Source organism: Glaciimonas sp. PAMC28666 (assembly GCF_016917355.1).
GTDB lineage: Bacteria > Pseudomonadota > Gammaproteobacteria > Burkholderiales > Burkholderiaceae_D > Glaciimonas.
The window spans coordinates 3,837,097-3,849,963 of sequence record NZ_CP070304.1; the positions used below are offsets into that span (position 1 = coordinate 3,837,097).

At 54.9% G+C, this 12,867-nt stretch carries 7 protein-coding genes; 3 read left to right on the forward strand and 4 right to left on the reverse strand.

Annotated features, from left to right (window positions below):
• Positions 1–157: 157 nt before the first annotated feature.
• Positions 158–4,582, forward strand: a complete 4,425-nt coding sequence (locus JQN73_RS16315) for a PAS domain S-box protein (protein WP_205319889.1) — start codon at positions 158–160, stop codon at positions 4,580–4,582.
• A 128-nt stretch (positions 4,583–4,710) separates the two neighbouring features.
• Here the strand turns inward: JQN73_RS16315 and frc are convergent, their stop codons facing one another.
• Both frc and oxc read right to left on the reverse strand, forming a co-directional pair.
• Positions 4,711–5,961 carry a formyl-CoA transferase gene (gene frc, locus JQN73_RS16320; protein ID WP_205319886.1) on the reverse strand — a complete coding sequence of 417 codons (1,251 nt, stop codon included), beginning with the start codon at positions 5,959–5,961 and terminating at the stop codon, positions 4,711–4,713.
• 36 nt (positions 5,962–5,997) lie between these two features.
• The gene (gene oxc, locus JQN73_RS16325; protein ID WP_205319887.1) at positions 5,998–7,734 is read right to left on the reverse strand and encodes an oxalyl-CoA decarboxylase; all 1,737 of its coding nucleotides are present in this window, start codon (positions 7,732–7,734) and stop codon (positions 5,998–6,000) included.
• Positions 7,735–8,132: 398 nt separating this feature from the next.
• Here oxc and JQN73_RS16330 point away from each other — a divergent pair, with 398 nt between their 5' ends.
• Positions 8,133–8,468, forward strand: a complete 336-nt coding sequence (locus JQN73_RS16330; protein WP_205319890.1) for a hypothetical protein — start codon at positions 8,133–8,135, stop codon at positions 8,466–8,468.
• Between the two features lie 229 nt (positions 8,469–8,697).
• Entirely contained in the window at positions 8,698–10,086 is a 1,389-nt protein-coding gene (oxlT, locus tag JQN73_RS16335; RefSeq protein ID WP_205319891.1) for an oxalate/formate MFS antiporter, read from the forward strand.
• Between the two features lie 256 nt (positions 10,087–10,342).
• Here the strand turns inward: oxlT and JQN73_RS16340 are convergent, their stop codons facing one another.
• Together JQN73_RS16340 and JQN73_RS16345 are read right to left on the reverse strand one after the other, a co-directional pair.
• Positions 10,343–11,038, reverse strand: a complete 696-nt coding sequence (locus JQN73_RS16340) for an MBL fold metallo-hydrolase (RefSeq protein ID WP_205319892.1) — start codon at positions 11,036–11,038, stop codon at positions 10,343–10,345.
• A 123-nt stretch (positions 11,039–11,161) separates the two neighbouring features.
• On the reverse strand, positions 11,162–12,490 hold the full coding sequence (locus JQN73_RS16345; protein WP_240162298.1) for an FAD/NAD(P)-binding oxidoreductase: 1,329 nt from the start codon (positions 12,488–12,490) through the stop codon (positions 11,162–11,164).
• Positions 12,491–12,867: the final 377 nt, after the last annotated feature.

Sequence of the window (12,867 nt, forward strand, 5' to 3'; positions counted from 1 at the left end):
TTTGTGTTGAGCAGAACGTAAAAAAGGGCGATAAGACTATAGACAATACTTGTGAAAACTAGAATATTGCTATAAGTTTAATGAACTTCCCGCCTGCCCTTCATTCTGAGTCAGTCCGCGTAACATCACTGTTTGTCGTAGAGGCGCTGGCCTAAAAATGCATCCCGAATTCGATTTTCTATCCCATGGCGGTGAGATGGGTGCATTGATGCGCGAACGCGACTGGACCTCCACGCCGCTTGGCGCACCATCGCAATGGCCCGAAATCCTTAAGATTACGCTGCGGCTGGTGCTGACGTCGAAACACCCGATGTTCATCTGGTGGGGCAAAGATCTGTTTCAGTTCTATAACGACAGCTATCGCCGCACTATGGGGCCGGAACGGCATGCCACGGCGCTTGGGCAAAGCGGGCACGCGTGCTGGGCCGAAATCTGGCACATCATTGGACCACAAATTGATTTTGTCATGGCCGGCGGCGGTGCCACCTGGCATGAATCGCAGCTCGTGCCTGTGACACGTCATGGCGCGCGCGAAGATGTCTGGTGGACCTATGGATACAGCCCCATCGAGGACAGCGGCGGCGTGCAAGGCGTGCTCGTGGTGTGTAATGATGTCACCGACGAGCACGTCGCAAAGGCGCAGCTGTTACGTTTGAATCTTGAGCTTGCGGCACAAATGAGACGGCGGGACCAAGCCGAAGAGCGCCAGACCTTCCAGCTGGGGCTGGCTGATCGACTGCGCGGGCTGACGGCGGCCGACGATATCGCGAGAACCGCCACCGAGCTGCTGGGCAAGTATTTGCAGGTGTCGCACGTCTATTACACAAAAATTGACGCCCAGGGCGGCACGTTCCACATTTCGTATGAATGGAAGCTGGACCATCTGACCAGCCTCGTCGGTGCCGAAGGTGAACTCGCGGGCTTCGGCCCTGAAATCTCCGCTACACTTAGCCGTGGGCAACCATTTGCCGTCAGCGAGATCAGGCGCGATCCTCGCACTGCAGCGTACATACAAGCCTATGACAGTCTGGGTGCCAACGCTATTCTGGTTATTCCCGTAATTAAAGCAGGGCAGTGGGTTGCAGCCTTGACGTTGTACCTGACCCTGCCATACGATTGGACACCGGGCCAGATCGCGCTGGTCGAAAACGTTGCCGAACGGCTGTGGAACGCGGTGGAGCGGGCCGATCAGGTTTTGCGCGTGCAACGGGCAGGCGAAAGTGAACGTCTGCACACCCTATTTCGCCAAGCCCCAGGCTTTATTCAGATTTTGCGGGGGCCGCAGCATGTTTTCGAGTTCGTCAATGCGGCCTATGTGCGCCTGGTGGGCGAGCGTGAGCTGTTGGGCAAACCGATCCGAGAGGTATTTCCAGAATTGGAAGGACAGGGTTTATCCGAGATGCTGGACCAGGTCTTTACGTCCGGTATGCCGTTTTTTGCCAGCGATACACCCGTCGTTTTACAGCGCCAGCCCGATGCGCCCACTTCGCAGCTTTATGTCGATCTGGTCTGTCAGCCTATGGTCGACGCCGAGGGCAGCGTATCAGGTATTTTTGTCCAGGGCGTGGACGTAACGGAACGCAGGCTGGCGCAGTTGGCTCTGCACGCCAGCGAGGAGCATTTCCGTGGTGCGTTTGAGAACGCCTCGCTCGGAATGACCATCGCCGATATGGATGGGCGCTGGATCAAGGTCAATCGGTCGTTTTGCGCCATGTTGGGGTATACCGAATCGGAGCTGCTGTCAAAGATCTCTCTGGATCTGACGCACCCGGATGACGTCCAGATCACCGTTGCCCAAACTACGCAGTTACGCAGTGGCAAGTTGAATCATTTTCACCTTGAAAAACGTTATATTCACCGCGACGGCCATAGCGTCTGGGTCATTTTGAGTCTTACGCTGCTGCACGATGCGCAGGGCACGGCCCTGCAATATGTCGGTACGATCGAAGACATCAGCGAGCGCAAACAAAGTCAAGCTGAACAGACGCGCCTAAACCGTGCTTTGCGCCTTCTGAGTGACTGCAACTCCATTCTGGTGCGGGCCACAGATGAATACGATTTGCTTAACGATTTGTGCCGTCTTGTGGTCGAATCCGGCGGCTATTTGATGGGCTGGGTCGGCATCGCCGAGCAGGATGCCGCAAAGACCGTCAGGCCGATCGCTCAATCGGGTTATGAGGACGCTTACCTGGACGGTCTCAAGATATCCTGGGATGGCGAACAGGTCATCGGGCGCGGACCAACTGGCACGGCGATTCGGACTGGTTTCACGCAGGTCACCCAGAATTGCCTGACCAATCCGGTCATGGCCCCATGGCGTGAAGCGGTGCTCAAACGCAAATACCACACCAGCGTTGCGCTTGCCCTGGTCCTTGAAAATCAGGTTCTCGGTGCATTGACGCTCTATTCGGCAGAACCGATGTCGTTTAGCCTGAACGAGGTGCAACTGCTGGAGGAATTGGCCAGCAACATGGCCTATGGCATGCAGTCGTTGCGCGCCCGCAGCGAACTTGCGCGCTATCAGCTTCGTCTTGAAGAACGGGTTGCGCAACGCACCCACGAAATTGCTGCACTCAATGCTGAGCTGGTGGAAAAAGCTAACGACGCCGAAGCTGCCAACCTGGCAAAAAGTACCTTTGTGGCCACCATGAGCCACGAAATTCGGACTCCATTGAATGCCGTGGTCGGGTTGACGGGACTGCTTGCCGATTCCGCCCTCGACCGTCTCCAGCGCGATTACGCCGACAAGCTCCTTTTATCGGCGCAGGCATTGCGGAGGTTGGTGGATGACATTCTTGATTTTTCCAAGATTGAAGCCGGGGCGCTGCGACTGGAGCGCGCCCCATTTTCATTGAACGCCATTTTGAGTACGACGGCGGCGCTGATGTCGATTGGCCTGCGCGGTAAATCGGTCGAAGCGTTATTCGACGTGGCGCAAGATATGCCCGACGCACTGATCGGCGACGGCATGCGTCTGCAGCAGATACTGTTGAACTTAACCAGTAACGCGGTCAAATTCACCGAACAGGGCGAAATCGTCGTCTCGGTGCGCTGCCTCGAGCGGCAAGCCGCTCGGGTGACCTTAGAGTTTTCCGTACGCGATACGGGTATCGGTATCCGGGCTGAGCAACTGGGTCAAATTTTTAATGTGTTCACTCAGGCCGATCCATCGACGACGCGACTGTATGGCGGAACTGGGCTGGGATTGGCGATCATTGCACGTCTGGCCGGCCTGATGGACAGCCAGATTCAGGTCGACAGTGTTCCCGGACGAGGCAGCGACTTTGTCTTCGCCGTAACGCTGGCGCTGGCCGAAAGTGGGCCCACGGTGGTGCCGCAAAACAGCCGGTCCGCTCCGGCCCTGAGCGTTCTGATCGTCAATGATCATCCTCTGGCGCGAGATATCCTGCAGCGCACTTGCGCCGGTTTCGGCTGGCAGGCGAGCGCGTTCGACTCCGGTGCGGCAGGCTTGAATGAGTTGCGGCTTAGCGCCGCCGAGGACCGTGATTACGACCTGATGCTGCTTGACTGGCGTATGCCCGGCATGGATGGCGCCGAGATGCTCAGACAGGCATATGACGCACCGGACATCGGCCTTCCGCAAGTCATTCTGATGGCGTCCGTGTTCGAACTCGGTCAGGCGGCCGCTGCCAGCGACGATCTTTATCTGGATGGCATTATAGCCATACCGATTACCCCAGCAAGCCTGTTTGATGCCGTGACCCGCGCACAGTCAGGCGATTTTAGCGCCATTCTTCCTCTGCCCGACAGGATGGACGGGCGCCTTTCTACCATGCGTCTGCTGGTGGTCGAGGACAATGCCATCAACCAGCAAGTGATCGAACAGATCCTGATTCGGGCCGGAGCCGAGGTGGTGATCGCCAGTGGTGCGCTGGCCGCGTTCGATGCGCTGCGTGCGCCTTTTGCTCACTTTGACGCGGTTTTGATGGATATCCAGATGCCGGGAATGGACGGCCACGTTGCCGCCAGAATCATCCGCCAGGAAATGGGCTGGATCGACTTGCCCATCATTGCCGTCACGGCCTATGCTTTGCCCGAGGATTATGAAAAATCCCAGCTCGCCGGTATGACGGGGCATATTGTGAAACCGATCGACGTGGAGGATTTGCTCGACATCCTGACCGGAAGACGACATAGCTCGCCGAGCCAGCCTGACACCAGACGTGGCACAACATGGAAACCCGCGGCGTCTACAATCCACTTTGCGGGTGTAGACGGTGCTGCAGCATTGAAATCGTTCGGCTGCGACGAAAAAACCTACGCGGGATTGCTACGTCAGTTCGTCGTAGACCACGGCGGTGACGTCGATGTAGCACGCCGCCTCTTTAACGCTGGCGATTCCCAAGGATCAGCCAGGCTCATCCATGGTTTGCGGGGCATGGCCAGCATGTTGCAGGCAACGGACGTTGCACGCCTGACGGCAGTGATCTCCAGCACTTTCCGCGGCGGTCAGGTGGAAGCCATGTCATCCCTGATCGATGAACTTCAAGTGGCAATGCAGATTCTGGTGGAGTCAATCGCTCAGTTTGACGCCGTTGGATCGGCGCTTAAAACGGCCTGATATGGCATCTTTTTTCTCGTCTGCCGTCTTCGGATAACGAATAAAGCACCGTTCAGAACTCCTCGCGAGGTTCTGAGCGGCGCTCTGGTGTTACCGGTTCCTTGTTACTCCCGGATGTCTGCTTGTCTTCACACTGCCTGAGCCGAGTGCAGGGCCGCTACTTGCTCAGGGTTGTAACCCAGACTCGCCAGCACTTCGTCAGTATGCTCTCCCAACAATGGCGAACCGGTAATTTCGACCGTGGTATCCGAGAACTTGATTGGGCTGCCGACGGTGAGGTATTTACCGCGTTCCTTGTGATCGACTTCGGTAATGGTGCCACTGGCACGCAGGGACGGATCGGCGGCGATTTCCTTCATCGACATCACCGGTGAGCAGGGAATGTCGAATTTGCGCAGAATGTCCACCGCTTCGAACTTGGTTTTATCTTTGAGCCATTCTTCGATGACGGCAAAGATGTCGAAGATCTTGTCCTGCCGTGCGGTGGCAGTGTTGTAGGCTTTGTCCTCAATCCATTCTTCCTTGCCCAGCGCCTTGCAGATCGGTGCCCATGCATGGCCCTGGATGGTGAAGTAGATATAGGCGTTCGGATCGGTTTCCCAGCCCTTGCATTTGAGTACCCAGCCTGGTTGCCCACCACCGCCAGCGTTGCCGCCGCGTGGCACGACATCGGTGAATTTGCCATGCGGATATTGTGGATACTCTTCCAGATAGCCGATCCGGTCGAGCCGCTGTTGATCGCGCAGCTTGACGCGGCACAGATTCAGGACACTGTCCTGCATCGACACGGCAACCTTCTGACCTTTACCGGTTTTTCCGCGACCGATCAGGGCGGTGAGAATGCCGATGGCCAGATGCATACCGGTATTGGTGTCGCCCAGCGCAGCGGAACTGACCGTCGGCGGACCATCCCAGAAACCGGTCGTGGAGGCCGCGCCGCCGGCGCATTGGGCCACGTTCTCGTAGACTTTCAGGTCTTCATAATGGTGGCCATCGCTAAAGCCTTTGACCGAAGCGACGATCATCTTAGGATTGAGTTCATTGATGCGTTCCCAGGTGAACCCCATGCGGTCCAGCGCACCGGGTCCGAAGTTCTCGACCAGAACATCGGATTCACGAATCAACTTCTCCAGTACTTCCTTGCCTTCAGGCTTCTTGGTGTCCAGCGTCAGTGATTTTTTATTGCTGTTTAACATCGTGAAATACAGTGCATCGACGTCCGGAATGTCACGCAACTGACTGCGGGTAACGTCGCCCGAACCGGGCCGCTCGACCTTGATGACGTCGGCACCAAACCAGGCCAGCATCTGGGTACAGGCAGGTCCGGCTTGCACGTGGGTGAAGTCGATGATTTTGATTCCCGCTAGTGGCTTGCTCATAATGGATAAACTCCTTTGATGATGTTAGATGGCGTCTTACTTTTTAGTCGCGCTGCTTTGCGGATTGAGATTGGTCAAACGACCGCTTTCGGTTCCCGCTGATTCGTCGATGACGGCGTTGATGAGGGCCGGTTTGCCGCTGGCGATGGCCGCGGCCAGTGCCTCGGTCATTTCTGCCGGGGTGGTAACGTTATAGCCGATGCCGCCGAAGGCTTCCATCATCTTGTCGTAGCGCGCGCCTTTGACAAACACGGTCGGTGCGACATCTTTGCCGCCGGTCGGGTTGATATCGGTACCGCGATAGACGCCGTTGTTGTTGAAGACAATGACCACGATGGGGAGCTCGTAGCGACAGATGGTTTCGAGTTCCATGCCGCTGAAGCCGAACGCACTATCGCCTTCGATGGCCACCACTGGCAAGCCGCTGGTGACCGCCGCGCCGATGGCATAGCCCATCCCGATGCCCATGATGCCCCAGGTGCCGGAGTCGAAACGCTTGCGCGGTTCATACATGTCGATAATGCTGCGCGCGTAATCGAGGGTGTTGGCGCCTTCATTGACGACGTTAATATCGGGGCGTGTCCTGAGTACATCGCGGATCGCCCGCAGTGCGCTATGGAAATTCATCGGCGACGGATTTTGGTCCAGCGTGGCTGCCATCTTGCTCAGATTCTTCTGTCTGCGTTCCATGATTGCGCCAGTCCAGTCGACGCTTGGCTTGGGAAAGCCGGAACCGATGCCGCTTAGCAAGGCCGCTACACACGAACCGATATCACCGATCAGCGGGGCTGCAATCGCCACGTTGCTGTCGATTTCGGTCGGCGAGATATCGATCTGGATGAACTGCTTCGGTCCGCCCCATGTCTTGCCCTTGCCATGCGAGAGCAGCCAGTTCAGGCGGGCACCGATCAGGATCACGACATCGGCTTCGGCCAGCACGAAAGAGCGCGCCGCTGCCGCCGATTGCGGATGGGTGTCGGGCAGCAGACCTTTTGCCATTGACATCGGCAGATACGGGATCCCCGATTGTTCGACGAAGGCCCGGATATCAGCATCGGCCTGCGCGTAAGCAGCGCCTTTGCCCAGCAGGATCAGCGGACGTTTGGCGCTTTTGAGCAGCTCGAGCGCACGCTGGACCGATTCCGGCGCAGGCAGTTGACGCGGGACCGGATCGACCACCCGCACCAGCGATTTTTTACCGCGCTCGGCATCCAGCGACTGGCCCAGTAATTGGGCTGGCAAGTCCAGATAGACACCGCCCGGACGACCGGAGACGGCCGCGCGAATCGCCCGCGCAATACCGATCCCAATATCTTCGGCCTTGTTAATGCGGTAGGCCGCCTTGGCGTACGGCTTGGCCGCATTAAGTTGGTCCATCTCTTCGTAATCGCCCTGTTGCAAATCGACGATTTCGCGTTCGCTGGAGCCACTGATGAGGATCATCGGAAAGCAGTTGACGGTGGCATTGGCCAGCGCGGTCAGACCGTTCAAAAAACCGGGTGCCGACACGGTCAGGCAAATCCCCGGCTTTTGGGTCATGTAACCGGCCACAGCGGCGGCATTGCCCGCATTTTGTTCATGCCGAAACCCGATGAAACGCATCCCTTCGGCCTGCGCCAGACGTGCCAGATCGGTGATCGGAATGCCGACCAGACCGAAGATGGTGTCAATGTCATTGTGCTTGAGCGCATCAATGACCAGATGAAAGCCGTCGGTCAGCGCGCCTGCTGGCGTGAGCAAGGCGGCAGATTCGGATTGAATGTCGTTTTTCATGATGAAAACTTTCTTTTCGTGTGGTGTCGGTACAGAGGATGGGCAACGCGTGCTGTCAGGTGCTATCAGGTGCTGCTATTCGAGTGGGTTCCATCATAGCCAGCCTACCCCGCGGCGTTCCTTGACCAAGGTCAAGGAACGCCGTATTAGATCGCCATTCGTGGGGAAAATTATCACGTCATCCGCGCGCAGGAAAATAGTCTGGCACATTTCGCTTGGGCCGGTTTTGCGTCTTTGGTACCGTCTTTATATATGTTGCATGTATTTTTAATCGTAAATGGTTAAGATTAAAATAATTAATTATTATTTATGATTACTTCCTCTTACGATAGATTCCACGACTGCAGGTTCACGCAGATAAATTTATTGGTGATGTTCTATCCGTGGAGGAAGTAACCATGAACAAGGTCGCAATCGATCAACCATCTGGCGCCGATGAGGGAACAATTCATTTGGGTGCTTATAACGCTGCATTTCACGAACTCGGACTCCGGTGGCACTGGGATACGGAGATTTATCAGGATCTTCAGCGCAATGGCGGCGAGAAGGAGCAACTGCAGGTGTATCTGGAAACCCGACAACCACATTTGTTGCGTGCCTACGATGTCGAATTCCTGATGAATGCGATTCAGACCACCAAGTTGCGTTGGTATACCGCCATTGTTACGAGCGCGACGCGCCTGGCGCCGACGGTTGACTGGGCAGAAATGCAAAAGGCCGAAATAGGGGCCTGAGGGGTACCGAGATTCCGAATCTTAACCAGAGTCAAGGAAAACCCGGAACGCTTCTTCCACAATGCTTTAATCAATTAAGCCTGATAACGGTGCGTAATAGCAGTTTTTCATGTGGGTAACGCATTCTTACAGAGCTTGATTTAACAGAATTGGCGCAGACCAAAACGGGTCAATAAGTCACAGTTGATAGTGACATAACCCTTACAAAAACCGCCAGGAGACAACATTTATGAACGACCATCGTCAAGTCTCACTTGACAGCGTAGCCCATAGCGGAATGTTTAGTAATCGGTGGGCCCAGCTTGTTTTTGGGATTATCTGTATGGGCTTGGTGGCCAATCTCCAATATGCCTGGACGCTGTTTGTGAGTCCGATAGAGGCCAAGAATCATTGGGGTTTATCGGCGATCCAGTTATCGTTCTCGATTTTTATCCTGGTCGAAACATGGCTGGTGCCGATTGAGGGCTGGCTGGTCGATAAGTTTGGGCCGCGCCCGGTTATTGCTGCAGGTGCGATCTTCGCTGCCCTTGGGTGGGTCATCAACGGGCATGCGACGACGCTCACTGAGCTATACATTGGTGCTGTAGTTGCCGGTATCGGCGCCGGTTGCGTGTATGGTACCTGCGTCGGGAACGCGCTCAAATGGTTTCCGGACAAGCGCGGTCTGGCGGCGGGGCTAACCGCGGCAGGATTTGGGGCTGGGGCGGCGATTACCGTGATCCCCATTGCGAACATGATTCAGAGTTCCGGGTATCAGACTGCCTTCCATTTTTTTGGGATTTTACAAGGCGTATTTATTTTTGCTCTGGCAATGTTGATGGTCCGGCCAACGGCGCCAAAAGGAGTCAAGGTCGCGCCACGACTGGTCACCACCAAGGTGGATTACCCCACTGGAAAAATGCTCAAGACGCCGGTGTTCTGGTTGATTTATGGACTGTTCGTGGCGGTTGCCGCAGGGGGGCTGATGGCGACTGCGCAACTGGGTCCGATTGCTAAAGACTATGGTCTGGCGAAGTTGCCGATATCGATATTAGGATTGACATTGCCGCTGTTGACGATGACGTTGTCAATCGACAATCTGTGTAATGGTTTTACGCGGCCTCTGTGTGGTTTTATCTCGGACCGGATCGGTCGTGAAAATACGATGTTCATCGTCTTTCTCGGCGAAGGCCTGTCGATGCTGGGACTCATGAAGTTTGGCCATGACCCGATTGCTTTCATGACATTCGCCGCATTAGTCTTTCTGTTCTGGGGTGAAATATTTTCTATATTTCCTGCGATTTGTGCGGATACGTTTGGCGTCAAATTTGCGGCAGGTAACGCTGGCACTCTCTATACAGCGAAAGGAACGGCTTCTTTGCTGGTTCCGTTGGCATCGGTGCTATCGGCAGGCGGCAACTGGGACCGGGTGTTTATCGTTGCAGCCTGTATTACGATCGCTGCCGCGATTGCCGCGAAATTTTTATTGGCACCGATCCGCAGACAATTTATTGAAAGTGCGAATGCGGATTTCGCGGAAAGAACCGATGCGGTAAAGACGCAGAGGGACCCTCGACGCGCCGCCGAACCGGAAGGTTGGTGTGATGCCGGAGCACGGGATATTCAAAAAACCGGCTGAGTCGTCAGGGCAAACTTTCGCCGCAGCATGTCTATAAAAACATCCATCCAGTGTAGCGACGTTCGGGAAGAGACAAGCTACCTGGAAATATAAAATATTCCCGAAAAAAGGTTCGTTCGCACACGCAGTGAGTATTCAATATTGCGTACCGGCGCACATTTTTTGTCTTTGTTTAGTTTATGCTTTTGAAGCGCAGACTGTAGCAGTGTGTTAAAGCGGCATAACGGCATAACGGCATAGCGGTAAAGCTGTAGATTCACGCATTATGTGGCAAGCCAAGATTTTGATTGGCGGTGACGGCAATCTCAAGAAGCTTGGGCCTAGGCAAATGCAGGCTGTCCATCAAAGCAATGAAATCATTCCGGCTGGACTGTGCAAGACGGGCATTGTGTATTTTTTCCCAGCCAATGGTAGAGGCTGAGCGGCCTTTATAATCGTGCGCGGGCCACACTCTCGTGTCGTCAGGTAAGCTAAATAACCTGGTGGTCACGGAGGTATACAAAGCGTCTGCACTCCCGCTCTGAAAATCTGTGCGACCGCAGCCATCAATCAACAGCGTATCGCCGGTAAACACATTATCTCGCCATACATAGGACATGCTGCCTGCGGTGTGTCCTGGCGTGTGAATGACGCATATTTTTTCACCGTCAGCGAATGCAATCTGATCGCCGTCATTCAACTGCATATCCGCGGGGCCAACACCGCATCCGGTTGGGGCTGCCGATTTCGCTCCCGTGATACCGCATAGTTTGCCCGCCGAGGTCACATGGTCGGCGTGGACGTGGGTTTCCAGGACGAAGGCAAGCTGTAACCCCAGTCGGTCCAGTTGTTGCAGATCACGCTCCCAATGCCTTGCCACCGGGTCAATTAGAATCGCGTCGGGCTGACCGGGAGTAAATAAGAGATAAGTGAACGTCGAGGACTCGGTATCGAATAGCTGAAGGGGATTCATGCTGGTTCTTTCTAACAATGTGCGATTGCGCTAGTTCTGATCATATTTTTTGCCATGACTTCACCTTAAGAAGGCGGGAAGATCAATCTCCCTTTCGACGCCCCATCCAGCGCAGCCATGACCTCACACCTTCCGTGGGCGCGCCAGCCACTCGCGACCTTTCAGCATCAAATACCAATAGATCGCAGGCAGAACACTTTTCTTAAGAATCCACGCCGAGCGCCTCGGGACCGTTGGGTCGAGGGGGAACGTTGGCATTAATTTTCCACCATAGCCAAATTCCGCCAACACTATTTTCCCGATTTCGACCGTCAAAGGACATGCACCATAACCGTCATACTCGGTGACGGGAGCGAGTTTTTTGCGCGTCGCTAAAAGATTTTCTGCCACGACCACAATCTGTTTGCGTACCGCTGCGACCGTCTTCGCATTCGGCGCCGAGCATCCGTCGCCAAGCCCGAAGATAGCTGGATAGCGCACATGCTGCAGGGTTTTCTGATCGACCTCGACCCAGCCGTCGGCATTGCCTAGTCGGCTGGCTTTGATCACATCATGCGGAACCTGAGGAGGAACGACGTGCAAGAAATCGAACGATTTTTCAACCCGGCTGATCTGGCCATCACCGTCCTTTACTGCGAACCACGCCTTGCCAGCAGCACCGTCCACGGCAACGAGATTAGAATTCACAGTCAGATTGACCTTATAACGCGCGATATACCGCATCAAGGCTGGCACAAATGCAGCAACACCAAACAGTACACCGCCCGCATTGTCGAAATCGACGCTGATCTTTGATAGAACACCCTTCGATTCCCAATAGGAGCAGGACAGGTAGAGCGCTTTTTGCGGTGCACCCGCGCACTTGATTGGCATGCCCGGTTGCGTAAAGATCGCCCGGCCTGATTCTAATTTCTGCACCAATGACCAGGTATACGGTGCCAGATCAAACCGATAATTCGATGTCACTCCGTTGCTGCCGAGTGTCTCCTCAAGACCTTCAATGCCTCCCCAGTCGAGTTTTAGTCCCACTGCAACGATGAGGTTTTTGTAGCGGTGGACAGAGCCGTCAGAAAGGGTGAGCTGGTTGTTCTCGGGATCGAATGCGATCGCGCTATGTTTCAACCAGTTGACCGTCGCGGGAATCAGGTTAGGGGTCGGTTTCACCGTGTTATCGGGATTGAACTGGCCGACGCCGACCAGCGTCCAGGCGGGCTGGTAGTAATGTTTTTCGCTTGGCTCAATGATCGTGATCTGTAGTGCAGGTTCACGTCGCAGCAGGCTGGCAGCAAGGCCAATCCCGCCAGCGCCGCCGCCGACGATAATCACATCGTGGCCAACTGGCTGGGTGTCCGCTTTCCAGCCGTTTGCGGCGAGCGGAGTTGTAGTCGGATCAGCGGTGGTTATTTGTTCAGCCGTGGAAAGATCGTTAGTCAGACTCGTCATCGACGCCATGCGCTCACTCCCTGATATGCGCTGTGCGCTGTGATCAATATAGTAGCTGAACGATCCTGAGAACGTCCTAAAAAGAGTCTTTTGTCACCATATTTTTGATTGGTGTAAGCGCTGTTTCTGGCGTTTTGAGCCGTCTCCATGCGGCGAGAGATTGATCCTGGACAGGCGCCTCACTTCCATCGCAGCAACGCGCTTTTGTGATGTATTCACAGAGCCGTGGAACTATTTGAACCAACTTGAAATCTGACGTCAAACTGCTAAGTTATTGATAAATAAGTACCAAGCTCTATAGCGCCAAACCTTCCAATAACAGGTGACACGTGTTGCGCAAAAGAGCTGTATTTTCGGCGCATGGAATGCCAGACAGCATTGTTATA

Bases quoted from the DNA above. Each gene is read 5' to 3' on its own strand.
- JQN73_RS16340 (WP_205319892.1), bottom strand. From the start codon at position 11,038: ATGAATCCCCTTCAGCTATTCGATACCGAGTCCTCGACGTTCACTTAT.
- JQN73_RS16345 (WP_240162298.1), bottom strand. From the start codon at position 12,490: ATGGCGTCGATGACGAGTCTGACTAACGATCTTTCCACGGCTGAACAA.
- JQN73_RS16330 (WP_205319890.1), top strand. From the start codon at position 8,133: ATGAACAAGGTCGCAATCGATCAACCATCTGGCGCCGATGAGGGAACA.
- oxc (WP_205319887.1), bottom strand. From the start codon at position 7,734: ATGAAAAACGACATTCAATCCGAATCTGCCGCCTTGCTCACGCCAGCA.
- JQN73_RS16315 (WP_205319889.1), top strand. From the start codon at position 158: ATGCATCCCGAATTCGATTTTCTATCCCATGGCGGTGAGATGGGTGCA.
- frc (WP_205319886.1), bottom strand. From the start codon at position 5,961: ATGAGCAAGCCACTAGCGGGAATCAAAATCATCGACTTCACCCACGTG.
- oxlT (WP_205319891.1), top strand. From the start codon at position 8,698: ATGAACGACCATCGTCAAGTCTCACTTGACAGCGTAGCCCATAGCGGA.